Source organism: archaeon CG10_big_fil_rev_8_21_14_0_10_43_11 (assembly GCA_002763265.1).
Classification (GTDB): domain Archaea; phylum Nanobdellota; class Nanobdellia; order PEZQ01; family PEZQ01; genus PEZQ01.
Genome location: PEZQ01000006.1, coordinates 1 through 23,677 on the forward strand (window position 1 = coordinate 1; position 23,677 = coordinate 23,677).

The 23,677-nt window shown below is 41.7% G+C and carries 27 protein-coding genes; 15 read left to right on the top strand and 12 right to left on the bottom strand.

Annotation, left to right across the window (positions count from 1 at the left end):
- Nucleotides 1–412: 412 nt before the first annotated feature.
- Together COT72_02515 and COT72_02520 are read left to right on the top strand one after the other, a co-directional pair.
- On the top strand, nucleotides 413–682 hold the full coding sequence (locus COT72_02515; GenBank protein ID PIO00189.1) for a hypothetical protein: 270 nt from the start codon (nucleotides 413–415) through the stop codon (nucleotides 680–682).
- Between the two features lie 259 nt (nucleotides 683–941).
- A complete protein-coding gene (locus tag COT72_02520) occupies nucleotides 942–1,853 on the top strand; it encodes an aspartate carbamoyltransferase (protein PIO00018.1) in 912 nt (303 codons plus the stop codon).
- A gap of 112 nt (nucleotides 1,854–1,965) precedes the next feature.
- On the opposite strand, the gene COT72_02525 is transcribed toward COT72_02520, so the two are convergent.
- From COT72_02525 to COT72_02570, 10 genes are all read right to left on the bottom strand, one after another.
- Nucleotides 1,966–2,214, bottom strand: a complete 249-nt coding sequence (locus COT72_02525) for a cytotoxic translational repressor of toxin-antitoxin stability system (GenBank protein ID PIO00019.1) — start codon at nucleotides 2,212–2,214, stop codon at nucleotides 1,966–1,968.
- Complete coding sequence (locus COT72_02530) at nucleotides 2,214–2,432, bottom strand: hypothetical protein (protein PIO00020.1); 219 nt, start codon at nucleotides 2,430–2,432, stop codon at nucleotides 2,214–2,216. Before COT72_02530 ends, COT72_02525 begins: the two co-directional genes overlap by 1 nt.
- Nucleotides 2,433–2,804: 372 nt before the next feature.
- Nucleotides 2,805–3,533 (bottom strand): hypothetical protein, encoded by a 729-nt coding sequence (locus COT72_02535; GenBank protein ID PIO00021.1) that lies wholly within the window; start codon nucleotides 3,531–3,533, stop codon nucleotides 2,805–2,807.
- Between the two features lie 150 nt (nucleotides 3,534–3,683).
- On the bottom strand, nucleotides 3,684–4,433 hold the full coding sequence (gene pcn / locus COT72_02540) for a proliferating cell nuclear antigen (pcna) (protein PIO00022.1): 750 nt from the start codon (nucleotides 4,431–4,433) through the stop codon (nucleotides 3,684–3,686).
- 81 nt (nucleotides 4,434–4,514) lie between these two features.
- Nucleotides 4,515–4,706 carry a hypothetical protein gene (locus tag COT72_02545; GenBank protein ID PIO00023.1) on the bottom strand — a complete coding sequence of 64 codons (192 nt, stop codon included), beginning with the start codon at nucleotides 4,704–4,706 and terminating at the stop codon, nucleotides 4,515–4,517.
- Nucleotides 4,707–4,712: 6 nt separating this feature from the next.
- Entirely contained in the window at nucleotides 4,713–4,943 is a 231-nt protein-coding gene (locus COT72_02550; GenBank protein ID PIO00024.1) for a hypothetical protein, read from the bottom strand.
- Nucleotides 4,940–5,272 (bottom strand): hypothetical protein, encoded by a 333-nt coding sequence (locus COT72_02555; protein PIO00025.1) that lies wholly within the window; start codon nucleotides 5,270–5,272, stop codon nucleotides 4,940–4,942. The genes COT72_02550 and COT72_02555 overlap by 4 nt, the downstream gene beginning before the upstream one ends.
- Nucleotides 5,273–5,319: 47 nt before the next feature.
- The gene (locus COT72_02560; protein ID PIO00026.1) at nucleotides 5,320–5,613 is read right to left on the bottom strand and encodes a transcription factor S; all 294 of its coding nucleotides are present in this window, start codon (nucleotides 5,611–5,613) and stop codon (nucleotides 5,320–5,322) included.
- Nucleotides 5,603–6,190, bottom strand: coding sequence for a hypothetical protein (locus COT72_02565; protein PIO00027.1), 588 nt, complete (start codon nucleotides 6,188–6,190; stop codon nucleotides 5,603–5,605). The genes COT72_02560 and COT72_02565 overlap by 11 nt, the downstream gene beginning before the upstream one ends.
- Nucleotides 6,191–6,207: 17 nt before the next feature.
- A complete protein-coding gene (locus COT72_02570; GenBank protein ID PIO00028.1) occupies nucleotides 6,208–6,483 on the bottom strand; it encodes a hypothetical protein in 276 nt (91 codons plus the stop codon).
- Between the two features lie 93 nt (nucleotides 6,484–6,576).
- Here COT72_02570 and COT72_02575 point away from each other — a divergent pair, with 93 nt between their 5' ends.
- The 13 genes from COT72_02575 (at nucleotide 6,577) to COT72_02635 (ending at nucleotide 21,469) form a co-directional block, all read left to right on the top strand.
- Nucleotides 6,577–7,314 (top strand): hypothetical protein, encoded by a 738-nt coding sequence (locus tag COT72_02575; protein PIO00029.1) that lies wholly within the window; start codon nucleotides 6,577–6,579, stop codon nucleotides 7,312–7,314.
- 76 nt (nucleotides 7,315–7,390) lie between these two features.
- A complete protein-coding gene (locus COT72_02580; GenBank protein PIO00030.1) occupies nucleotides 7,391–8,314 on the top strand; it encodes a hypothetical protein in 924 nt (307 codons plus the stop codon).
- A complete protein-coding gene (locus COT72_02585; protein ID PIO00031.1) occupies nucleotides 8,311–8,976 on the top strand; it encodes a fibrillin in 666 nt (221 codons plus the stop codon). The genes COT72_02580 and COT72_02585 overlap by 4 nt, the downstream gene beginning before the upstream one ends.
- A 76-nt stretch (nucleotides 8,977–9,052) precedes the next feature.
- On the top strand, nucleotides 9,053–9,469 hold the full coding sequence (locus COT72_02590; GenBank protein ID PIO00032.1) for a hypothetical protein: 417 nt from the start codon (nucleotides 9,053–9,055) through the stop codon (nucleotides 9,467–9,469).
- Between the two features lie 87 nt (nucleotides 9,470–9,556).
- The gene (locus tag COT72_02595) at nucleotides 9,557–11,206 is read left to right on the top strand and encodes a thermosome subunit (protein PIO00033.1); all 1,650 of its coding nucleotides are present in this window, start codon (nucleotides 9,557–9,559) and stop codon (nucleotides 11,204–11,206) included.
- A gap of 86 nt (nucleotides 11,207–11,292) precedes the next feature.
- Nucleotides 11,293–11,679, top strand: a complete 387-nt coding sequence (locus COT72_02600) for a hypothetical protein (protein ID PIO00034.1) — start codon at nucleotides 11,293–11,295, stop codon at nucleotides 11,677–11,679.
- Nucleotides 11,676–12,599 carry a hypothetical protein gene (locus tag COT72_02605; GenBank protein ID PIO00035.1) on the top strand — a complete coding sequence of 308 codons (924 nt, stop codon included), beginning with the start codon at nucleotides 11,676–11,678 and terminating at the stop codon, nucleotides 12,597–12,599. The genes COT72_02600 and COT72_02605 overlap by 4 nt, the downstream gene beginning before the upstream one ends.
- Nucleotides 12,583–14,571 (top strand): type IV secretion system protein VirB11, encoded by a 1,989-nt coding sequence (locus tag COT72_02610; GenBank protein PIO00036.1) that lies wholly within the window; start codon nucleotides 12,583–12,585, stop codon nucleotides 14,569–14,571. Before COT72_02605 ends, COT72_02610 begins: the two co-directional genes overlap by 17 nt.
- Before the next feature lie 7 nt (nucleotides 14,572–14,578).
- Nucleotides 14,579–15,445: a hypothetical protein gene (locus COT72_02615; GenBank protein PIO00037.1), complete on the top strand. Its 867-nt coding sequence runs from the start codon at nucleotides 14,579–14,581 to the stop codon at nucleotides 15,443–15,445.
- 4 nt (nucleotides 15,446–15,449) lie between these two features.
- On the top strand, nucleotides 15,450–16,565 hold the full coding sequence (locus COT72_02620; protein PIO00038.1) for a hypothetical protein: 1,116 nt from the start codon (nucleotides 15,450–15,452) through the stop codon (nucleotides 16,563–16,565).
- Between the two features lie 35 nt (nucleotides 16,566–16,600).
- On the top strand, nucleotides 16,601–17,383 hold the full coding sequence (locus COT72_02625) for a hypothetical protein (GenBank protein ID PIO00039.1): 783 nt from the start codon (nucleotides 16,601–16,603) through the stop codon (nucleotides 17,381–17,383).
- Nucleotides 17,376–18,407, top strand: a complete 1,032-nt coding sequence (locus COT72_02630; GenBank protein ID PIO00040.1) for a hypothetical protein — start codon at nucleotides 17,376–17,378, stop codon at nucleotides 18,405–18,407. Before COT72_02625 ends, COT72_02630 begins: the two co-directional genes overlap by 8 nt.
- Nucleotides 18,404–21,469: a hypothetical protein gene (locus COT72_02635; GenBank protein ID PIO00041.1), complete on the top strand. Its 3,066-nt coding sequence runs from the start codon at nucleotides 18,404–18,406 to the stop codon at nucleotides 21,467–21,469. Before COT72_02630 ends, COT72_02635 begins: the two co-directional genes overlap by 4 nt.
- Here the strand turns inward: COT72_02635 and COT72_02640 are convergent.
- On the bottom strand, nucleotides 21,466–22,644 hold the full coding sequence (locus COT72_02640; GenBank protein ID PIO00042.1) for a hypothetical protein: 1,179 nt from the start codon (nucleotides 22,642–22,644) through the stop codon (nucleotides 21,466–21,468). The genes COT72_02635 and COT72_02640 overlap by 4 nt on opposite strands.
- Nucleotides 22,641–23,591 carry a replication factor C small subunit gene (locus COT72_02645; protein PIO00043.1) on the bottom strand — a complete coding sequence of 317 codons (951 nt, stop codon included), beginning with the start codon at nucleotides 23,589–23,591 and terminating at the stop codon, nucleotides 22,641–22,643. The genes COT72_02640 and COT72_02645 overlap by 4 nt, the downstream gene beginning before the upstream one ends.
- Between the last annotated feature and the right edge of the window lie 86 nt (nucleotides 23,592–23,677).

The following is a 23,677-nucleotide window of genomic DNA, read 5'->3' on the forward strand; positions in this document are numbered from 1 at the left end:
CATCGTTGCACTAAATTTTAGCCCTACGGGGAATATAACAGCGATTAAAGAGTTCCGAAGTCTTGCAGACTTCTTCACCCAAATTTTTTCTTCAGCTCTGTTCCGCCTTCGGCTCCACGAGGAAGAAAAAACTTTCCTTAATCGCGATGTTAGTTTCAATTTTTGAGAATGCCTAAGATGTAGAGTTCAAACAAAGAAATAGGAAATAATATTTTTTCTCCCACCCAATAGGAGAGACGCGCGCAGTTTTCTAATTCTCGAAAACTAGATAGCAAAAACTTCGTTTTTGGATTTATAGAGGGATTTCCTTAGTCCTTCGGACAGATAGTTTTGCTTCACAATATTGTTCGGAGTTTTGAAATAAATAAACTTATAAATGATGAAAAACTTTTTGTTTAAGAAAAGAGGAAAAATGGAAAACGGAATTAATCTAAGAAAAAAGTTAATTAGCCATAAGAAGTTAGCCCAAGAAAGAACAATTCTTGCCAATGAGCGGAATACGCTTGCTTATATAAGAACGGGATTTTCAGCATTTGTTTTAGGAATTGCTGCTATTAAATTATTTGAAAACGATGGCTTTTTTCTATATGCAGGATGGATTGCCGTTTTAATAGGGGTATTGTTTGTTACTCTTGGCATTGTTTATTATCCGATAAGAAAAAGAAAAATTAAATCATACTAATGTGCCCTCCTGACTCACTCCGCTTCGCGCCGTGCCACGTTGCACTCTCCTCCTTTCAGTCGTCGGGGCGTATAACAAGGGATATACAGTTCAGCCCTCGGCTCGGGCTTCACCCAAATTTTTCTTCCACTTCATTCCAGAAAAACTTCTCTAAATCCTGACGTTAGGCGTAATTCAGAATTAGGCAGTCCGCCGACCACCCGCCCCTCTAAGATAAGCATAAACGTAATAATATAATTCCAATATCTTTATTGATAATATGAAACTAAAACACTTAATAGAATCCCAGCAATTAGATGTTGAAACTATTTTCACTATTTTCAGAAAAGCAGATGAATTAAGAAACTCAATTGTAAAACCTCTTGATGGAAAAATTTTAGCCACTCTTTTTTATGAGCCAAGCACCAGAACACGACTTAGTTTTGAATCAGCAATGTTGAGATTGGGTGGGAATATTATTGGCACTGAGAATGCAAAAGAATTTTCATCCGCTATGAAAGGAGAATCATTACAGGACACTATAAGAATTGTTTCATCATACGCGGATATTATTGTGTTAAGACATTCTGAAGAAGGAGCATCTAAAATTTCTACTTCGGTTAGTTCTATTCCTATAATCAATGGCGGAGATGGGTCTGGACAACACCCAACACAGGCTCTTTTAGATTTGTATACCATTTGGAAAGAAATCGGTAACATAGATAATATCACTATCGCCATGGTCGGAGATTTAAAATATGGGAGAACTGTTAGGTCACTTTGTTATCTACTTGGAAAATTCAAAAATGTAAAAATTATCTTTATAGCTCATAGATATTTCTCGATCAAAGATGATATAAAAGAATATTTGAGAAGACATGACACTAAGTTTGAAGAACAAACTGACCTAAATCAGCATTTACCGCAGGTGGATGTCGTATACATGACACGAATTCAAAAAGAACGTATGTCTGATGAAGAGTATAAAAATGCAAAAATGGCTTATAAAATTACAAAAGAAAATTTGAATTTACTAAAGGATAGTGCTAGATTATTACATCCACTACCGCATGTTGAGGAAATAGATTTACCTGTAGAAATTGAACAAACTGACAAGAGAGTGGCATATTTTAGACAGGCTAAAAACGGACTTTATATAAGAATGGCTTTACTTTCATATTTGTTAGAGTAAGACTATTGATAACTTTGTGGTGTTCCGCCACCGCCGAATTCTGAACTTAAAATTACTTCGTAATTTTGCCACGCCCTGCGGGCTTTTAGAAAATTGATAAGCTCCAGAAAACCTATTTGTACACATTCTTCCTATGTCCGATTTTTATAATCAAAATTTCAAGCCTTTCTTGATTTATATCGGCCAGAATCCTATAATCTCCAATCCTCATTTTATATCCTTTAGTGGCAACCAAGCGAATAAAATGTGATTGGGGCCTAATTCTTGATCTTTCTAAGCCCCCCATAATTCTCTTCTGAATCTCTACAGGTAATTTATTTAGAAATTTTAGAGCTTTAGGTGAAAAAATAATTTCGTACATTATAGATTCAGCTTCCTTTTGACTTCTTCAAGTGGAATTCCTTTCCCTGCAGCAATCTCTTTTCTGGCTTCTTCAATGTCCTTCTTTGTTTGTTCACTAAGTTCCATTGTGTCTTCTAAAGCATCCCAGATAATTTCTTCATAAGTATCCCTATCCGAAATCTTTCTCTTAGATAGTTCTTGTTGAAGATTTGAACTAATTTGTATTGTGGTTGTCATATAGTCTGCTATAACATAATATAGTATTTAAATCTTTTTATTTTCTGGGGCTCGCTTCCTAGTATAGAAGACTCTTCGAATTTGATAAAAAAGTTTTTTGAACTATCCCTTCAGTCGTTCGCCTTACAGGCTCACCACATAATAGCGATTAAGAGGAAAATTCCTGCGAAAATTCCCCAAATCCGCCTACGGCGAACTTCTCTTAATCGCATACGTTAGTTTCAATTTTTGAGAATGCCTGTAAGTTAGAGTTAAAACAAAGAAATAGGAAATAATATTTTTTTTAACCCACCTAATAGGAGAGACGCGCGCAGTTGCTACGCAACATTTTGTCTTGACTTCGTCAAGAAGAATTATATTTTGCAAATATCTTTATCTAGACTGATTTGCATATGTCCAATCGGCTTCCTGTCTTAGAGGTTCAATTTTTCCATGAACTGATTCAGGCAACAATTCATAAAGCCTATTTTTACCTTGTTCAATCTCTGAATCTTCAGTTCTTCCCGCAAATCTTAAAGCCACGATTCCTTTTAGAACCCTGTTTAAAAATTCGGGATTTGCCGATTTTACATAATCTTCTCCAAAAGAAGTAAAATCATTTCTCATTAAAGCATAAGCGACTAAGAAATCACTTTTTACTTTAGTAGAATCAAACAAGCCATCTTCAGTCATAATTTCTCCTTGTAATTCTGCAAAACTTTCTTTTCCATCCCATAATCCATTTTCATCCCTCAACCCAGGCCAATATAATGGTCTTGCAATTGTTATGTCTGTTAAAAGTAACGGCTCCCTAATGTTTGGGGTGTGATTTGAATTAACTGCTAAATAATTTAATCCATCAAATTGATTCAGGTGAGCCCTGATAACTTCATCTCTTTGTTTTCTATCTAAGAGAGGATAAACTGAACCAATTGCATTATATAAATCAGAATCAGGAATAAAATCATCCCCAATCCCCTGAATTCGTTTATATTCTTTATCTCTTACTAAATTAACCAAAAGTTGATGATTGAAAAGACCGTCATTCTTAGTTCTTTCATCTAATCTTTCGAGTAGTCCTAGACTTCCTAAAGTTTCTAGAGTATGTGCAGTTTGAACCATGATTTTGTAATCTAACAATTACTTAAACAGATTTGTATTCTTAAGTATAATTTTCTTTTTCAGGAAAAAAAAGAAAGCAAAACAAGACAGTATTGCTGCTATACTTGAAAATGATTCTGCAAGCAGACCGCTTGAAGAGCTTGTCTAAGGTTAATCAGTTTCTACGCGCGGCGCAAGAATAAAGCTGACTTTAAGCTGGTTCACTGATGTGTAGTCAAGGCGAAGCGGATAGTCTTTTTTAAAGTTGAGTGTTAAGTTTTCTGCAAGCTTTGACGCTTTAATCATTTTGTTGAGGTACTCAATTGAATATTTTGCAGAACTCTCTTCTTTCACGTCCAAATTGACCAGCGCATCACTTGTTGTTGGGTCAAGTTCAATAGTAACATCGCTGTTGTCCCCCCGACCGCTCATCACAAACTTTTCGGGAAACGCGTGAAGAATAATACTGTCACTAAGCACACCTGCATCTTCAACACCATTTTTGAGCACGTCTGATTTGAGTTCAACAACTGCATTGAATTCAAGAGCAGGTACGCGCAAATCTTGTGGGTCAAGGTCAAGAAGGGGCAGTGAAAATTTTCGGTGATACGTATCTTGGATTTCTACAAGCAGGTTTGCATCAACTAAGCTAATAATAATGCGTTCAGTTCCGGTAACGCGCCTGAGCACGTCTTTGAGCTTGTCAATGCTTAGACCAATTTTTTTGCTCTCATCAACTGTATACGTTGAAAAAGCACTGGGCAAAAGGTGGAATACAATCATAGCAACGCTTGCAGGATCCATAGCAACGAGTTTGATACCGTCTGTTGAGATTTCAAAAATGCCTTCACCAACGAGCTCATTAATGAGATTAATACTATCTTTAAACAGTTTAGAATTATCAATGACTGCTTTAAACATAGGTAGTAAAAAACACAGAGTCGCGATTAATAAATGATTCTCTTGTTAAAACTATACTAACAAGAAACGCAGTCAAATAGTCTAGACGCCCCATTTGATAAAGCGAAATCCAAAACCAAGAGCAAGTCCTGCAATAAGAAAGATAAGAAGCGCAATCCAATTTTGCGTAACATAGCCCATAACCCCTGAGGTGGTGCTCGCACTCGTGCGCGCCTGCAAGCCAGTAATTCCTGTTGCGAGTTTGAATGCAAGACTTTTAGCAAGATATACCATTATTAATTACCATCCAAATATCATTTTGTGAGCAAGCCAGCCAATGCCAAAACCAACAACAAGGGCAACAATAGGATAGATTGGATTTGCACTAAACGCAGACGAAATAAGATCAATAAGCGTGCTGACAATTCCTCCGCTTGCAGTAGTTGTTGTTCGTTGCGCATATGCTGCGCTGAAGGGAAGTGTAGAGGCTAGAAAGAGTAAAAATGCGTAAAATCCCCCACGCATGCTCATGATGTTAGAATAGTGTACATTTTTGTATATAAATCTTTGTCTAGGCCGCTTGCGTCTTGAATTGCTTCTGCTTTGAGTTCAACACCGCCCTCATAGGGGAGCACTGTTGCAAACACACTTACCATCGCGCCCACGTTTGCTTTTGAAAACATTGCATCTTCAGGCAGAACAACTACAATGTTTTCTTCGCCATCGTTGAGCACAATTGATGATGAGGATTGTTCTTTTTTTACAACTACGCCAACAACGCGCACGCGCGTGTCATTGCTCGTGATGTGTTTTATTTTTCGGTCTTTTGCCGGTGCGCGCTCAAATTTTTGTTCAGCCATAGCCCTGCATTGTTAATAGATGGAATTATTATAAAATTATGTGTAGCTTAGTCATAGCTTCGCCAAGTGTAGCCGCATTCAGTGCAGCGAAAGAATTTGGTTGCAGCTTCATCGCTTGCGCGCGTTTGCTTGATTGCAAAATAGGCATTCTTGTTTCCGCACTTTCTGCATTTTGCGCTCACTATCGGGTTAACGTCATGTTTTGCTTCTTCTAAGAGCTTATTTTTTGCTTTTGTTTTTGCTTCAAGCCTGAATTCAGAGAGAACCTCATTGCCGCACGAACTGCACACAAGCTTTCCTTGTGACGGAGAAAGAATTGAGCCGCATTTCTCACAAAACATTGTTCACCACTCCGGCAAAACTAGTGAGAATGAGTTTTGGAACGCCAAGAAGCGGTACGCGTTGTTTTGCAACGCCGCGGATGTCAGTAATAGTAAGATTAGTTTCTGCAGCCATGCTTGCCACGTTATGGTCTCCTTTTGTCGTAAAATACCACGTGCCATCCTGCAGTGTTTTTGCAACAACGCGGTGGATAATAAGCACGCCAAGCGAATCAAAAACAATAACATCCCCCACCGTGATATGTTCTGCATCTGCATTCCACACAATCATAAGGTCTCCGGGGTTAAGACCATTAAGAAAGGGGAAGCTATTACGGTGCGATTCGTTGAGCCCAACCTTGTCAAAATATTGATAAAATGTAGTATTAATTGTTTTATCATGTACCATGCTTCCACTCACAACAGCAACAACATCATTAACGCCAATAGTATGTGAGAGGCCAAAAAAGAAGAGTGGGTAGAGCAGGTTAAGCGCGATAATGGCAAAAAGAAAGAATGCAACATAGGACAAAAGCGAATCTCCATACCAGAGAAATCGCCATGTTTTTTTAATCCCCCCAAGAATTTCTTTTAACACGATAAATAGGGTTTCCTCTATTTTATAGCACTAAGAAGTTCCTTTTTGAACTCGGTTACTTTTTTGATAGCAGAATTCGCTGCAGACCCAACTGATGTTTGCGCGTCCTTTGTTTGGGTTTTAACAATAAACGTAAAATCCTCAGTAAGAGGGTGCTCATGACGATATGCAGCAAAGGTTACGCCTTTGTCAGTAAGAAGCTCTGATTGAAGCAAGTTAAGACTTTTATGCGTGCCATTAACAATAGTTGCTTTAAGCGAGTTTTTTGACTTGCTCTCAATTTTGAATTCCATGTTTTTTGTCTACAACTAAAGCGTTTAAAAAGCTTTTGGAGCGCGTGGTGCGAGCATGATTTAAATGGTGAGCGCATCTGGTTTGGTGTTGCTATGGTTTTGAGTATTGCGCACCGAGGCGCGTCAGGGTATTTTCTTGAAAACACGCGTGCATCGCTTGAAGGCGCGCTTGCACTTAATGCTGACATTATTGAAGTAGATGTTCGCGAAACCCTTGACCACCAATTAGTGCTGAGCCACGACCTCACACTTACCCGTCTCATTGGCGTGCCAAAAAACGCGCAAAGCGTGCTTGCAAGCATGGTTCCCATTCCCTTGCTGTTGTCAAAACACCTAAGCCAAGTAATTCTCAGAAACGGACAGCAGCCCTATTTTCTCAAAGACGTGTTTAAACGTGTTGGCGCGCAAAAGATCCTCAAGCTGGATATCAAACTCTATGTTTCAGCAAAATCAGTGTCTCAGTTCTTAGAAGAATACGCATGCGGGCGAACAGTTTATCTTGCTGGTGACAAAAAAACCATTGACCTGATTTACAGCCCCTCAGTTGAAATACTGCGCGAGCACAGCATCAAAAAACAACAATATCGGGCTCGCAAGGAAGGACGTTTGCTCAAGCAAGCCTTAGTGCGCAAAGCAGAGATTCTTGCACCCCATTTTAGCATTATTTCTGATAGTCTGATTCGCCACGCACACGAGTATTCACTTATTGTTCATGCATGGACAGTAAACGAGCCTGCAGACATCAAGCAAGCCATTGCGCAGGGTGTGGACGCCATAACCTCAAACTATCCTGAACGCGTGAAATACTTCACGTTGCCAACACAGGGTTAAGAGCGCATTTCTCACACTACACCAGTTAATACACCAAGCAAAACCGTTTTAAATACACTTAGAATCATGTTTAGCTATGAGCGCTGACAAGGCATGCCCTCTTGGCATCATAACGGCAAACAGCAAAAAAAAGCTTGACCCTGCAAGTGCACTCAAACTATTAACCTCAAAAGAACGCGCGCACTACGAGCGCGTTGCAAATTTTGATGAGGTTGAACCAAATCACACAAAAGCAAATGAGCAACTTAACGCATTTTTCGAAGAACTTGCGCGCGCACAAATAAAACAAAGCGCGTCAGAAGACACACTTATTGTGCAGGCAGTCAAGTACGCACAAGAATTGGATACAGTTATTAACCGCTTATTTGAGCAACTTTTTGAGTGGTTTAGCGTGTACTATCCTGAAGCAGCGCTCAAAATTGAAAGCACCAAAAAATTTGGCCGCGCACTAGAAAAGGTCTCGCTTGAGCGAAACGTAATTGCAAAAAAGTTAGGGGTTCGAAAAGACAGCATGGGCGCAAATCTCAAAGGAGAGGACCTTGCTATTATTGAACGCAGGATACGCGAGTACTCTGCACTTATTAGCGCGCAAGAAGACACAAAAAAATATGTTGAAGCAAAAATAAGACAAGTTGCGCCAAATCTTAGCGCAATTGCAACACCACTTCTTGGTGCAAAACTCATTGAAAGCGCAGGAAGTCTTCGCAGTCTTGCCCGCATGCCTTCATCAACAATTCAGGTTATTGGCGCAGAAAAAGCGCTTTTTATGCATTTAAAATCAAAAACAAAACCGCCAAAGCATGGTATCATACTCCAGCACCCCCTTGTCATGAACGCGCCCTTTCAGCATAGAGGCAAGCTTGCACGAAGCTTAGCTTCAAAAATCAGCATTGCAGCAAAAGAAGATTACTACAATAAGGGAACAACTGATATCTCAAAAAAGATTCTCAAGCAACTAAAAGACCGCAGCAAGAGCGTAAGCGGAGGTAAGAAAAAATGAAATTACAACAGGACAAACAACTTCCCGGTGTGTATTGGCTCAACAATAAGCTTGCAACAAAAAATCGCGTGCGAGGACAGCGCGTGTATGGTGAATCAAAAAAACGCGTGGGAAAAGACGAGTATCGCATGTGGGATGCAAAACGAAGCAAGCTTGGCGCAGCAATCCACAATGGCGCGCGAAATCTGGGTCTTAAAGACACGTCAAAAGTGCTCTATCTTGGTGCAGCAAGCGGCACAACGGTTTCACACATGAGCGACATGCTCACACGAGGCCGCATATACGCAGTTGAGTTTGCACCGCGTGTTATGATTCAGCTTATCAATGTTGCACACAAACGCGACAACCTGTACCCCCTACTTTTTGATGCGCACCTCCCCGATGAGTATGCACACTTTATTGAAGATGTTGACGTTATTTTTCAGGATGTTGCACAGCGCGACCAGGTACATATTCTTATCAAAAACGCGCGCGTATTTTTGAAAAAAGGAGGCGTTGCGCTTCTTGCACTCAAAGCACGCAGTGTTGATGTAAGCAAAGACCCAAAAGACGTGTTTATGCAAGCAGAAAAAGACTTGAAAACCTATTTTGACATCACCTTCAAAGTACGATTAGAACCGCATGAAAAAGACCACATGTTTTTTGTTTTAAAAAAGAAGTAGTTAAAAATCAGTTAAAGAGAACGGACATGCTACCGAATCCCTAATAAACCGCGTAGCAGTATATTCTCATGTACACATGAAACGAGCTGATATTAATTTCACAAACGAAGCAGACGCAAGCGAACTTGATTTTGAGTGGGAGCAGTTTCACGAAACAAAAAACAAAGTATCCTATGTTAAGCAACACCACGTGCTTGGCGCGTACGATTCTGGCGAACTTGTCGGGCGTCTTGTATTTGAAATTCTCAGCGGTCGCGCGCATATCAAAGATTTGATTGTCAAACAAACCCATCGAAGTAAAGGCATAGGCACTGATTTATTGCGCGCATTTGAAAATTTTTGCAAAGACGAAAAATGCCACAAGCTTACTGCGCGCACAACACAACACCATACTGCACTTGAAATGTATGAAAAGTTTGGCTACACACAAGAGTTTGTGCAGAAAAAAGACGCGTTTGGATGGGATTGGATTTGGTTTTACAAATTTATCTGATAAAACACGGTCACAGCTACACAAGATTTATAAAATAGGTATTCATTTTTTGCGTACGTACTACTAAAATAAACTGGTGAATACATAATGGCAAATGAACAACAACAAGTAATTATTCTACCCGAGGGCTACCAACGCATGATGGGACGAGGCGCTCAGGGAGCAAACATTGCTGCAGCAAAAGCAGTAGCAGAAACTGTCCGAACAACACTCGGACCAAAAGGTATGGATAAAATGCTTGTGGACTCAATTGGCGATATTGTTGTTACAAACGATGGCGTCACCATTCTAGAAGAGATGGAAATTGAAAACCCCGCAGCAAAGATGATTGTTGAAATCGCAAAAACCCAAGAAGAACAAGTAGGCGATGGAACAACCACTGCAGTGGTAATTGCCGGAGAATTACTCAAAAAAGCAGAAGAATTACTTGACCAAAACATCCACGCAACCGTGATTTCACGAGGATACCGGCTTGCTGGGGAAAAAGCACATGAGTTGCTCAAAACCATCATTGAAAACGTGGATCTTACTGACAAAAAAACGCTTCAAGACGTTGCAACAACAGCAATGACAGGAAAAAGCGCTGAAAGCGATAAAGATGCTCTTGCCAAATTCATTGTTGACGCAGCAACGCGCGTAACCTCACCAAAAGGCAAGGGGTTTACTCTTGACGCAAGCAATATTAAAATTGAGAAAAAAACAGGAGGAAGCATCAGCGAATCAGAATTAATTGACGGCATTGTTATTGATAAAGAGCGCGTTCACTCTGAGATGCCATCAAACGTAACTAATGCAAAAGTGTTGCTTCTTGCAAGCGCTTTGGAAGTCAAAGAAACAGAGCGAAGCACTGAAATCAGGGTAAACAGTCCCGACCAGCTTAAAGCATTTCTTGATCAGGAAGAAAACTACATTCGCGAACTCGTAAAGCAAATAAAAACGCTTGGCGCAAACGTAGTTTTCTGCCAAAAAGGCATTGACGATGTTGCACAATACTTGCTTGCAAAACAAGGCGTGTTTGCAGCACGACGTGTCAAGAAAAGTGATATGGAAAAATTAAGCAAAGCAACAGGCGCACGAATCATAACCAATCTTATTGACGCAACCGTCCAAGACCTTGGTTTTGCAGGAAGCGTGTATGAAGAAAAGATTTCAGGCGAAGACATGCTCTTTGTTAAGAACTGCAAGAATCCAAAAGCCGTCACACTCCTTATTCGTGGTGGAACTGAACACGTAATTGACGAGATTGAACGCGCAGTTATTGATGCGCTTGGCGACCTTCGCGCGGTTATTGAAGAAGGAGACATTGTGTACGGTGCTGGCGCGCCAGAAATCGAGCTTTCACGAGGACTGCTTAAATATGCTGAAACTCTTAAAGGACGAGAACAATTGGCAGTTAAGAAATTTGCTGAAGCACTTGAAATCATTCCAAAAACGCTTGCAGAAAACGCAGGGCTTGACCCAATTGATGTATTAACTGAGCTTCGAAGCTTACATGATGCAGGCAAAAAAACGTTTGGCATTGATGTGTTTAGCGGTAAACCCGCTGACATGAAAAAAGCAGGCGTTGTTGAACCCGCACGCGTTAAAAGGCAGGCAATCAAATCAGCAACAGAAGTTGCCATGATGATTTTGCGCATTGATGATGTGATTGCTGCAGGACGACTCAATCGTGATGCTGAATCTGCTATGCCGCCACAAGGAATGCAAGGCATGGGCGGCATGCCCGGCATGATGTAGTAAAAAACTCATAAGAGACTGCGTGCATTCTCTTTAATTCTTCTTTTTAATAACCTTTTTATATTCCCTGCGGATAGTAATAATACATGGCTAGAGGGAATATTAGAGATGAGGTTGACGAATTGCGGCGAGAACTAAACGACCTTAATTTAATTCTCAATAAGCTTGTCACCACAAACATCAACGCACAGTCCAAGATTACAGAATCAATGATTAAAATGGATGACCTCATAAAAGAGGTTAAAGACATGGTCGAGCTCTTGCAAATTGCAACAGAGCTTGAATCAGCACCAACAGAAATTAAGGGCTTGAACACGCTTAATGACGGTTTAACAAACATGAATAAGAACCTCGTATCAATTGAAGCATACGTAAAGAAAATGTATCGGAGGGTGTTCATCATGAGCGCGTTGAAAAAGGAACAAACACCTCACATGCCCGTATCATCAACGCGCTTGAACATACAAAAATGAAGCGCGCACAAGCTGAAATTCTTGGAACTGTTCTTATTTCAGCAATACTGCTCGTTGTTGTTGGCGGAGCGTTTGTGTGGGGAAAACCTCTTATTGATAAGTCAGGAGACAAATCAAAATTTGACACGATATTGCTTAAATTTGATGAGATTGATGCTGCAATCAAGAATGTTGGCTCAACCGGGAGCAGCAGAGTTGTCAAGCTTAATTTGCGTGGAGGTGAGCAATTTGAAATCACAAACAACGGTGAGCTTCGCATGCAAATACCTATGAAAGTACCGCTTATCACATCGCGTGATTACACGCCGCTTAACTCATTTGAACTCCCTGAAGAGCGCCAACTCTACTTTCTTAACCTTAATGAAACACTTGACAGAAATGCGTACCCAAACCTGATTGCAGGAGGAAGCGTTCCAGGAAGCACAATTTACAACACGAGTTTAGGCGAAGGAAACTGGAACGCGCTTGTGTACAGGACTATCAGCGAAAACTATGATTACTTGTGCATCGCACTTGGAAGTTCATTTGACAATCCAAGCCAGACTGCTCAGTGCGGAAAACCAGGTGAATCAATTGAAACAGACGGAGGAGATTATTCAGTTATTCGCATAAACAATTCAGGAGACATTGCGTATCTTGCAGGAGACCTCATTGAAAACACCGGACTTATCACGCGCGATGTTCCAGGAATTATTATGGCAAAAAGCACGGTGCTTGGAGAAACACAAGGATTAATCACTGACATTAAAATGCAATATCGCGGGCTAAGCGATGACCAGGGAATTATTCACCGCATTACTATCTCATGTGTCACAAACTGCATTGCAGGCGAAGGTGCGCGGGATGTGCGCATCCTGCGAACTGATGTGCAGCGCAATCCTAATTCTATAGATACTTATATCAATGTGGAATTTGTGTAGTGTAGCAATAGACATGTCTAAAGGAGGGAATGCACCGCTGCGAAGACTTGCACTTGCAAAACAACAACAAGAACCCCGTAGCGCAGCGTCTGATGAAGATTTTTCTCCAAGCATGTCGGGTGTTTTTGAACGCTTGCGTACAGCACACAAGGAAAAGAAAGGCACGAGAAAAAAAATTAAACAACCTATTGAACCAATCTCGCTTGCGCGCGATGAAACGGTTGAAAAAAAACATTTGAGTGACGACGAAATTGAACAGCTTATTGAAGAAAAGCTCAATGAACGGCTTGCAAAAATCAAAGAAAAAAAAGAAGAGAAAAAAGAAGAAGATAAAAAAGAAGAACTCGCTGTTGAAGTGGATGAGAGCCCAAAATCTGAAGGCATTACGCTTGACCCAAGTGAAAAAGAAACCCATTTGGACGCGAGTGGTGCTGAAATAAAAGAAGGAGCAGAACAAGAAAAGCCTGATCTTATGGAATTGCAAAAGGTTAATGAGGTATTTCCTCTTATAAAGTTGCGAAAAGACGGCAAAGAACAAACCTATGTGTGGGGAAATATCCGCTGGGTTACTCAAGTAAACGCACTTCGCTACCTTGTCAAAGAACCTCCCTTAAGTGATAAGGAAACAAAAGTTCTTACTGAAATCAAAAACATTCTTGAGCGAAAACTTGACGTGCAATTCAAGACCGTTAAGAGCGAAAGTGCATTTGATTATTTGCGAAAGCAGGCTGAAACAATTCAAAAAAAGATTGGTCTTAAACTCACTGAAAATCAGAAAATGAAATTTGAGTACTTTTTGTATCGTGATTTTATTGGTCTTAGCGAGATTGAACCCCTCATGCACGACCAAGATATTGAAGATATTTCATGTGACGGCTCAAACATTCCTATTTTCATTTATCACCGAAACCCAAAATATGCAGGAATTGAGACTAATGTCATGTTTAAGACAAGCGATGATATTGATTCTTTCGTGCTTAAGCTCGCACAAAAAGTGGGTCGCTCAATTAGCATTGCAGAACCGCTTCTTGACGGCGCCTTGCCCGATGGTTCTCGTGTGCAGGCAACGTATGGCAGCGACATTGCGCGGCGCGGCTCAAACTTCACGATTCGTAAGTTTACAAGCGAACCAATAACACCAATTAAGGAAATTGAGTTTGGCACGATTAATCCAGAAATCCTTGCGTATTTGTGGCTTGCTATGGAAAACGGATTGAGCATACTTATTTCCGGTGCAACTGCAACAGGAAAAACCAGCCTGCTTAACGCAATTAGCTTGTTTATTAAAGGAGAAGCAAAAATCGTGTCAATTGAGGACACGCCTGAGCTGCGTTTGCCTCAGCCCAACTGGGTTCCCCAGGTTGCGCGAAGTGGTTTTGGCCGTGAAGCCTACGGGGAAGTGAGCATGTTTGACTTGCTTAAAGCAAGTTTACGCCAGCGCCCTGACTACGTTATTGTAGGTGAAGTTCGTGGTAAAGAAGCAAACGTGATGTTTCAGGGAATGGCAACAGGACACGCCTCTCTTGGAACACTGCACGCGGACAGCTTTAATGCAGTGTATGACCGTCTTACCACACGGCCGATTAACTTGCCTTCAAGCATGCTTGAAAACCTTGACCTCATTGTTTTTCTCTCAATCACGCGAAGGGGTGGCGCGTACCTGCGTAAAGTAAAAGAAGTGGTTGAAGTGATTGAGTACGACCTTGACACGAATAAGCTTAAGACAAACATTGCGTTTCGCTGGGACCCGCTTACTGACCAGTTTGTTAGTCAAAAAAGCGTGCTTCTTGAGAAAATGAAAGAAAAAATGGGTCTTGGAACGCAAGAAGTATTGCATGAACTCAGTGATCGCGTGCGCGTTATTCGCTGGCTGCACAAGAAAGGATTAAAGGATTTTGAAAACTTTGCGCGTTACATTCAAAAGTATTACGCCGACAAGAAATCACTCTTACAAGAAATTGAACGAGGATAGCACAATAATGATGAGTTTTGACATTCTCGCATATCGGGTATTTGGGAAATACGTGCGTGACCGTGCAGAACAAATGGGCGAGCTCAACACCAATCTTAAGCGTGCAAACCTTAATTATACAGTTGACGAATGGCTCTCAATTCTGGCACTAAGCGCAATTATTGGCGGTGCAGGTATTTGTGTTATTGCATTCTTCTTCTTTTTGGGAACAACCAGTTTTTTGGTTGCCATTCCCTTCTCACTACTTGTTGGCTCAATTGGCGGAGGCGTTATCGCATTTGCGCTCTTTCAATACCCCTCTCAGCTTATTGCAGGGCGCAAAAAAAAGATTGATAACTCGCTTCATTTTGCTGCAATCTACATGGCAACACTTGCTGGAACGGGCATTCCGCCCTACAAAATTTTTAACGTGCTTGGAAAGTTTGAGGAATTTGGAGAAATCAGCAAAATCGCTCAAAACATTGCGCGCGACATGGACGTGTTTGGTCTTGATTTAAATGATGCGCTCGAGCGTGAAGCGCAAAATGCGCCAAGCAAGGATTTAAAAGACTTGTTATGGGGCATGCGCGCAACTATTATGACTGGTGGTAATTTATCACGGTATTTGAGTCAGCGCGCAAAAGCGCTTACCAATCAGTATCGCAGACGCCTTGAAGGATATGTAAAAACCCTCTCGCTTTTTTTAGAAATTTACATTACCGTGGTTATTGTAGGAAGCGTGTTCGTGCTTGTGCTCACCACGATTATGAGTATTCTTGGTGGCTCAACAGAACAGGTGCAAACTATTCAGATGATTCTTGTCACTATTGGACTGCCCGCGGTGAGTGTGATCTTTATTATTATCTTAAAAACAATCAATCCAACTGAGGTTTAGCACAATGAAAGATACCGTTACGATTCTTATCGTGAGCATTGCAGCAGCCATTCTCATGGGTGTTCCTCTTATCATCATTATTTGGCCAAACTACATTCTCATGGGTTACGTGCTCTTACTCGTAGTAGGTATCAGTGTAGGTCCTATCACAGCGTACACGTATTTGGAGCAGCGAAGAATTGATGATATGGAAATACATTTTCCTGCGTTTTTGCGTGAACTATCCGAGTCAAAACGGGCAGGCGTTAACCTGCCAAACTCAATTATGAATGCTGCGCGCATTGATTATGGCGCATTAACTGAAGAAGTACGCAAAATGGGAAATCAGCTATCATGGGGTGTGCCTTTGCCAAAAGTGCTTAAAATGTTTCAAAAGCGCACCGAAAAAAGCCAGTATGTTAATCGCTCAATGGCAATCGTGCTTGAAAGCTATTATGGGGGTGGAGATATTGCAGCAACCATGGAAGCCATTGCAAACAGTGTTGGCGATTTAAAGGAGGTTGAAAAAGAACGTAATTCGATTCTAAGTGAGCAGGTTCTAATTATTTACTCGATTCATTTTATTTTTGTTGCAATCATTATTGCTATGTACAAAATCATGCTGCCCCTTATTGCAGTGCAAGGCACGAGCGGTGCGGGCTTGTTTAGCAGTGTTGCAAGCGCGCCTTCAACAGATTATTTTAAAATCCTGTTTTTTCTCACACTGACTATTCAATCCGTTGCAAATGGACTTGTTGCGGGTGAAGCAAAAGAGGGAAGTCTTAGCGCGGGGCTTAAACACACGCTTATCATGCTTTCAGTAGCCATTTTTGGGTACACCACATTTATCTTGCCAACCAGCGTGAACGTAACCGCCAATATCAGAAACAACCAAGTGTTTCCAGGAGGAAGAGTTGAATTGTTTGGCAATGTTGATGAGGAGAACACGCGCGTTGCTGAAGCATCAATTATTGTGAGCTTGCTTGACGAGGAGGTGATAACCGTTACTGACGAAAATGGTGAGTATACAACAAGCATTACTGCCCCAACCATTTCAGGAGTGTACACATTAAGCGTGACAGCGATTTACGAGAATACAGAAAAAACAATTGAAAGAGAGATATTTGTAACAAGCCCCTAAGACTTTTTATTCTCGTAGAGAAGAAGGTAATACTAATGGGAAGCAGGAACGGTCAAATCAATATTGACTTATTGTTTGGGTACGTGGTGTTTATCATTTTTGTCGCGTACTTCTCAGGTTTTGTGCTTGACTTATTCAACCCATTTATTGATTATTCGCGCGTTATTGCAACGGAAAAAAACAACATATTGTTTCGAAATGAAGTTATCACTAATTTGAATCTCAAAACCATAGGGGCAGCGTGCAACAAGACCGTTCCAAATCTTGCAGGCTCAAATATTAGTTATCAAATCAACGCGCTCAACATTCTTGGAAAAGATGATTTTGCCGTATTCCCTAACGAAACTAGCGGGCGTGTTGTGATTGCGCGTGAAAAAGGAGACATACTGGTAATGGCGGGAACTAATTTCACTGCGATTAACACAACACTGATTTTCTCGATTCCTGAAGCAGTGGTGGGCATTGACGAGCTTAATACCAGCGCAGGAGACGGAATTTCATACGTGTTTGATTCGTCAAATAACTTGGTTTTTTATGTAAATCTAAGCGTAACCCAATCAGACCCGTTCTCAGCGTACCGTATTCTCACGACTATCACCCAACCAACGTTTATTATTATTATTGGCTTGTTCGACCGGCAAACAGGTCAAAACCAGTATAACCTTCTCTATATTGGCGACGTGAAAGCACAAGATTCATGTGAGGCAGGCGCGCAAACTGACTTGAAAACGACTTTTAGCCACTATGAAAATCTTGGAAACACAATTGAAGATTACTTATCATACCTAGAAGCAAGCGCGTGGTGGGAGCTTGAGTAAAGGATTTATCAAGACACCTGAAGCAATTATTGCCGCACTACTGGTGTTTGCTGGATTGTATTTTATTAGCGAACGCGTGTACGCGCCTATTCTAACACTTGAACAGGATGCGAGTATTTTTGGCGATTCACTGCTTGACGTGCTTGAAAGCGAGTTGCAGCGAAGTGTGGCAGTGTGTGATTTGCGTCGCGTGCAATACTTGTTTCATACACTTCGCCCACCAACAATGGAGAGCAAAATCCTTATTGAACAGGTTGGCGAGGTTGATTTGAACACGAATGAAAGTTTTGCAAGTAAAGTGCTTACGTTTAGTTATAATTTTCCTGATTATGTTGACAAGAATTCTGTGTATATCTATTCTCAAACTGAAGAGTTCCTGACAAACGTGGATTGGGTGTGGTTTGCAACACCCCTCATAGTATTTAATGACCAAGCTGAAAAAGTCTCGTTTGAAGCATTATTTAAAAATGTGACACTCACCAAACAGAACGTGATTAACACGAGTATTATGTTTTTTTGGAATAATTCGCTTGTGCCAACTAATATTTCAGGATTTGATGACCAGGGAAATTATGCAACCGTAAACGTGAACGCGCGCATCCCCTTTCTTGAAGCAGGCGAGTCAGGCACCGCGTACGTGCTTTTTGCAGTAAATAACACAACCTACACACAAATATACGAAAATTTTACGGGAAGCGCAAGCGGATTTAATTACACGGTAATGGGCACAATTGAGCAAACGCGCGGGGATATTCGGTTCCGTGCATTAAACATTACCCAAACTCAGCGTTTGTATGTGTCGTACTCTCTTGGAACAGTAAGTAACACACCCTATTTTCCCATTACTGAAGAACCAAATAACACAAATGTGAATTTTACGATTTATCGTGATAAGCGAAAACCATGCACATCAGTTTCCTTTGAGCGCTCACCGCTTGCACGCTTTTATGCAATTAGAAAAAGCTTGTATGATGACCATCAGTCATCAATTATAGAATTAGAATTATGGTACCCCTACACATGAGAGACAAGAAAGGCCAATTTTTCATGATTTCAGTAATTATTATACTGCTTGCAATTGTATCCGTGCTTGAGTTCTTAGTAGTCCCGTTTGGCATCACACCAACAGCCCTTGAGCGCGCAAACACGCGCTTGTTGAGCGCAGAAAGTTTTTTTGAAACCTTGCGCGAGAGCGAACAATTGCTTGCAGACTGGACACAACCCTACGCAAATAGGCGCGTGGAGTTTTTACTTGAAAACAATAAATCAACACCCGTAAACGGGTTGTATGTGCACGTACTTGAAACAAATGAAAACGCAACACTGCAGTCATTTCACGTGTATGACGCATCGCGCTTGCAACTTAACGCGAGCGCGCGTGTGATAAATGAAACAAACACGAGTAAGAGTATTGAACTCCTGTTTCCTGTTGCACTTAATGCATCCTCATCAAAAACATACTATGTGTATTATACGGATAACACGAGCCAGGGGTATCCTGCGCGTAACGTTTCTGGCGTCTGGTTTTTTAATAAAACAGATTACAGCGTTATCACACCTCACTACACGGCAAAAGTCAATCTCACTGGCAATGGCGAATTATACAGTCTTATTAGTGCTCGAAGCGGTCTTGAGCTTGTAAATGCATCCAATGCAAGCGCACTTTTCAATCTTGTGTACAGCAACACGTTGCAAACAAACACCACGTTGAGCGTACTTGAATGGAATCATACCACAACGGATTTAGGAGTGGTGCTAAACGCGCGCGTAACAAACGGGTTTAATATTGATGTGCGGGTTCGCTATGATTTTTTCTTAGACATGATTCGCGTATTTTATGATGTGCGGGATTTCACGAACACGTTTCGCTCGGTTGGCATTCAGTCAAGCATTTCTTGTTCGCACGCGTGGACGTTGTATGCTAATGACTCAAATGTAACTAATTATTGTGCAAACGCAACAGGGTTCACGTTTAATAACACGCGTGAGCACATTATTTTTACGAGCGCACAAAATGACACACTTGCTTTATTTTCACCAGCATCGCAGGTGTATTATGAGAATGTATCAAGCAGTGCATACAACACGTCAACAACTCATTCTCAGATTATTCGTGCAAGCGGGGGTGGTGTTGAGTTCACGCATGCGTTTTTAAAAGACGCTGACCACGCCTTATTTAACGCGTTTGTTCTGCTCTCATTTAATAATGCAAACCAAACACCGTTGTTGCAAAAAGAAGCAGCACTCAACAACAGTCTCACTGTTACAAAAACACAAGATTCGCTTACGGCGCGCGTTAACTCGTTTAGAAGCGCAACGCGCGCAATTATAGCACTTGAAGGTGTTTCCACGATTGCGCTGCCCGCGTTTACCAGTACCAAAACATCACCGCTTATTGGGGACAGGAACGTGTATGCGGTTGCGTGGGCTAATTATAACACGTCGCAAGATGATTCGTATTATGGATATCGTTCACAAATCAGGTTGCACAACCCAAACGTGTTAGGCTATGACAATTATGCATTTGAAGGAACACACGTGCTTGGAAATGGAACGGTCTCCTCATTTAGTGTGCTTCGCGCAACAACAGCACTGCCAACACAAGTTGTGCTTAACCGTTATGCAAACGCGCACTTCAATAAGGGCGTAAAAAACTATAATGAAACAACGCCTGTTGAGTACTACCTGTATAATCCAACTGCGCGGGCATTTAATGTTACGATTGATTTTGCCGGCGCAGGTGTTGAACTTAACTATTCTATTGTTAACCCTGCAAATGAAGTGGTTGCAACAGATATCATAACAAGCACAACAACAGAACACCTCACCGGTAATGTAAGTGGTTTTTATCGTGTGATTATGCAATCAAGCGGTGGCACTGCTGAGCGCTCAACACTCAACATTAACACCACGCTCACACAACTGTGTCTTGGCTCATCTGCATTCGCGTTTACCGGAAATCAGGAATTCTTCTTATTTATTCCAGAACAAGAAAACGTGCTTGCGTTTACGCTCAACAGCACGGGTTCAGGAGCAACCCATCGCTACGTGGTGCGTGACGTGAGTGGAAGCGTGATTGCAAATAACACGTTTTTGCAGGGAAGGGAGACAAGTGTAAGTATTAATCTCGCACCCCACCCCCAAGGAAAGTATGTGTGGGTCTCGCTTCTTGATGACCAAGCACCAGGCCAAATCAGTTTTGCAACGATTCGTCTCGACGCGGGCGCGGTTTCGTGTGTGGGCTCGCGCGAAAAAGAATGGATTAACCGATTCAGCCCCACTATCCGCTACGTAACGTTTGTCTCGATTGTTAATGAAAACACATACGACCTTATGGGGTATTCGAGTGATGATGTGTTTGTGCATGATACCACAGAAAACGTGACATGGAGCTCAGGCGTGCTTGATAATGGTAACCTTGAGTTTAGTCCAAGCCCAATTGATTTTGACTATAAAACGTCAAACAATTGGATAGGCGCGTGGAATACAAGTATCAGCACAAATGTGAGTCAAAGCTTTGAGAACGTGAGCGTAGTGGATGCAGGCTTGCTTCAAAAAACCGTGAGCGCGCAAACAAGTGTGGGAAACAAAAGCATTAGCTACTATTTTAGCACAAGCGCAAAAAGCAATGCAATGCGTGTGTACATCACAAACTACACTATTTCTTCAAAGCCGCTTCGCGTCTCATTGAGTGTGAATGCAAACAATCAGACAAATCGTTTTTATCGCTACAGTGGAATTGGCGAGTCAGAGATTTTTCGAACCATTAATGTAAGCAAGGAAAACATAACGTGCCAAAATGGGTACGCGTACGCAGGTAAAAAAGACATCCAACACATTTTTGCGTTTGTTGTTCCATGCGCGTTTTTGCCTGCAAAAGAAGATGTGTTTGTTATCACCAACCAGACACTCAGCGTGCAACTTTCACGCGCGCGTGAAGATGTGTTCTTCTACGTGTTTGCGCGTGATGATTTTTCATGGGAGCGCGTAACTGATTTCATTGCAGAGATTACTGGTCTGCAAAGTGATGAATCACGTATTGAGTATGATTGGCGCTACACAAGCCCAGAGCTTGACGTACGCTAATAATATTTCAAAAGAAAGGCGGCATCTTCATTATCAAGCCCATAGGAGGACACGCCATGCTTGTTTGCTTCCACTATTTTTTTGAGAAGCGGAAAGTAGTGTTGTTGTACTGTTTTTGGTGACGCATGAAGAATTGGCGCAAGCTTGCGCGCGAGCGCGCGGGCTTTTGCAGTTTGGTTTTTGAATTGGAAGAGTTTTCGAAACTTGCGCGGGTACTCAATTTTTTTTGGATGCAAGTCATAGCTTGCAGCTGCCATAAAGGTGGTCACATAAGCAAGAAGTCGCCAGTATTGCCGTTTTAGTATGCGCCCTCGAAACACGTCTGCACGCGAAAGGTAGTCGTGCGCGTTGAGTGTTTCGCGACGCGTTTTTGCCGCGTGCGCAATGTTTTCATCAATCCAAGGCATAACAGTATCATAAGATTCCTGCGAATTAAAAAGCGCGTGATGCGCATCTTCAAAGCTTTTTGCGCGCATCATGAGAGTAAGCGTGTTTTGCAGGTTTGTTTTTTCATCGCGCGGATTAATGAGCTTTGCCCGCTCAATAGTAAGCGGTCGTTTTTCTTGTAAGAGCACATCAAGGTCAATAAGTGCCGCGCGAACGTCATGAGTGCGTTCTTTAGCAAGATACACGAGTGCATCTTTTGCCGCAAGCACACCTTCATGTTTGCAAATCATGTCTAGATAGGCTACAAGTTCAAGCAGGGGTATTGGTTCAAGTTCAAGGTGTGATACCTGTTTTCGTAGGGGTGTGAGTTTTCGATTCCAATAATCTTGTGCCGTAAGTATGACTGGATGGGGGCTTTGGCTAATAAGTTTTGCAACTTCAGTGACGCCGCCACGGTCTTGCGCGCTCATGCAGTCAATGTCATCAATAAGAATAAGTTTTTTCCCCCCAAAAATGCTTGCACTCGTAAGTGCAGGAAAAAGCAGTTCATTAACGCTTTTTTTTGAGCGTTTGTCTGAAGCAGTAATTTCAACAAGCGGCATATCAAGTTCTTTTGCCACAAGGTGTGCAAGCAAGGTTTTGCCAGTTCGAACATCGCCCCATAGGAGTAATGCGCGCTTTTTTTGTTTGCCATGGTTTTTGACAAATGAGAGCACACGCTCTTTTTGTGAAGAGTTTCCAAGCACCTGGGATAAGTGTTTTGGGCTGTAGCGTTCAAGAATGGTCATGATGCAGCAGTAATAACGATTTTGGCAAGCAATGCTTCAAGCTGGACAAAGGGGTCTGAGCCTTCAACCATGCGGAATTCGGTTTCGCCAATATCACTTATAATAGCAAGTTTTTTTGCTTGTTCAAGCTTAAGGTCAAGAATTCTTCGCTGTAATTGTTTTGCAACGTCAATACCTGAAAGTCCATACTTAGTCATCACGTCAAAAAGCATGTTTCGCGCGCGAATAAAATCTCCATCCCTACATAACGTAAGTACAGTCACTATTTCTGAGGGCCGCGCGTAATTGGCAAGCGTGTAGATTGCATCGCTTTTGATGTTTTTTGAAGTTGTTGCTGATGCTTGAAGCAGGTTTGTTGCTTTTCGCAAATCTCCTTCGCTCACAATTGCAAGGGCTTTGAACGCGTCCTCGCCAACGCGTAATCCTTCTTCATTTGAAACGCGTGAAAGCGCAGATATAAGGGATTCTGCATCAACCGGTTTAAACGAGAAAACCGCGCACCGGCTTTTGATAGGGTCAATAATTTTTGACGGGTAGTTGCAATCAAGAATAAATCGGCACGTTCCGGTGTATTTTTCCATGGTTCGCCGCAGCGCCTGCTGCGCGTCAGTAGTGAGGTTATCTGCTTCGTCGAGCAGGATGACTTTAAATGGTACCTCACTAAGAGCTTTTGTTCGCGCAAAATCCTTTACTTTCACGCGAATCACATCTATGCCGCGTTCATCGCTTGCGTTGAGTTCAAGAAAGTTTTTCGACCAGTTGTCACCAAAAAATGATTTTGCAATAATAAGCGCTGACGTGGTTTTACCGGTTCCTGCCGGCCCTGCAAACAAGAGATGAGGAAGTGTTCCTGAGTCAATGAAGCTTTGCAGGCGTGTGGCTACGTGCGCTTGTCCTGCAAGGTCTTGAAAGCGTTTTGGGCGATATTTCTCACTCCAAAGATCCATGTCACACCACAAGAGCAGGGGAGTATAAAAGAGTATTGTGCAAACCCATTACAAGAATGATTAAAAACAGAAACCAACACAAAACA

Coding starts and splice junctions, on each gene's coding strand:
- COT72_02515 (PIO00189.1), top strand. CDS start 413: ATGGAAAACGGAATTAATCTAAGAAAAAAGTTAATTAGCCATAAGAAG.
- COT72_02520 (PIO00018.1), top strand. CDS start 942: ATGAAACTAAAACACTTAATAGAATCCCAGCAATTAGATGTTGAAACT.
- COT72_02525 (PIO00019.1), bottom strand. CDS start 2,214: ATGTACGAAATTATTTTTTCACCTAAAGCTCTAAAATTTCTAAATAAA.
- COT72_02530 (PIO00020.1), bottom strand. CDS start 2,432: ATGACAACCACAATACAAATTAGTTCAAATCTTCAACAAGAACTATCT.
- COT72_02535 (PIO00021.1), bottom strand. CDS start 3,533: ATGGTTCAAACTGCACATACTCTAGAAACTTTAGGAAGTCTAGGACTA.
- pcn (PIO00022.1), bottom strand. CDS start 4,433: ATGTTTAAAGCAGTCATTGATAATTCTAAACTGTTTAAAGATAGTATT.
- COT72_02545 (PIO00023.1), bottom strand. CDS start 4,706: ATGGTATATCTTGCTAAAAGTCTTGCATTCAAACTCGCAACAGGAATT.
- COT72_02550 (PIO00024.1), bottom strand. CDS start 4,943: ATGAGCATGCGTGGGGGATTTTACGCATTTTTACTCTTTCTAGCCTCT.
- COT72_02555 (PIO00025.1), bottom strand. CDS start 5,272: ATGGCTGAACAAAAATTTGAGCGCGCACCGGCAAAAGACCGAAAAATA.
- COT72_02560 (PIO00026.1), bottom strand. CDS start 5,613: ATGTTTTGTGAGAAATGCGGCTCAATTCTTTCTCCGTCACAAGGAAAG.
- COT72_02570 (PIO00028.1), bottom strand. CDS start 6,483: ATGGAATTCAAAATTGAGAGCAAGTCAAAAAACTCGCTTAAAGCAACT.
- COT72_02575 (PIO00029.1), top strand. CDS start 6,577: ATGGTTTTGAGTATTGCGCACCGAGGCGCGTCAGGGTATTTTCTTGAA.
- COT72_02580 (PIO00030.1), top strand. CDS start 7,391: ATGAGCGCTGACAAGGCATGCCCTCTTGGCATCATAACGGCAAACAGC.
- COT72_02585 (PIO00031.1), top strand. CDS start 8,311: ATGAAATTACAACAGGACAAACAACTTCCCGGTGTGTATTGGCTCAAC.
- COT72_02590 (PIO00032.1), top strand. CDS start 9,053: ATGAAACGAGCTGATATTAATTTCACAAACGAAGCAGACGCAAGCGAA.
- COT72_02595 (PIO00033.1), top strand. CDS start 9,557: ATGGCAAATGAACAACAACAAGTAATTATTCTACCCGAGGGCTACCAA.
- COT72_02600 (PIO00034.1), top strand. CDS start 11,293: ATGGCTAGAGGGAATATTAGAGATGAGGTTGACGAATTGCGGCGAGAA.
- COT72_02605 (PIO00035.1), top strand. CDS start 11,676: ATGAAGCGCGCACAAGCTGAAATTCTTGGAACTGTTCTTATTTCAGCA.
- COT72_02610 (PIO00036.1), top strand. CDS start 12,583: ATGTGGAATTTGTGTAGTGTAGCAATAGACATGTCTAAAGGAGGGAAT.
- COT72_02615 (PIO00037.1), top strand. CDS start 14,579: ATGATGAGTTTTGACATTCTCGCATATCGGGTATTTGGGAAATACGTG.
- COT72_02620 (PIO00038.1), top strand. CDS start 15,450: ATGAAAGATACCGTTACGATTCTTATCGTGAGCATTGCAGCAGCCATT.
- COT72_02625 (PIO00039.1), top strand. CDS start 16,601: ATGGGAAGCAGGAACGGTCAAATCAATATTGACTTATTGTTTGGGTAC.
- COT72_02635 (PIO00041.1), top strand. CDS start 18,404: ATGAGAGACAAGAAAGGCCAATTTTTCATGATTTCAGTAATTATTATA.
- COT72_02640 (PIO00042.1), bottom strand. CDS start 22,644: ATGACCATTCTTGAACGCTACAGCCCAAAACACTTATCCCAGGTGCTT.
- COT72_02645 (PIO00043.1), bottom strand. CDS start 23,591: ATGGATCTTTGGAGTGAGAAATATCGCCCAAAACGCTTTCAAGACCTT.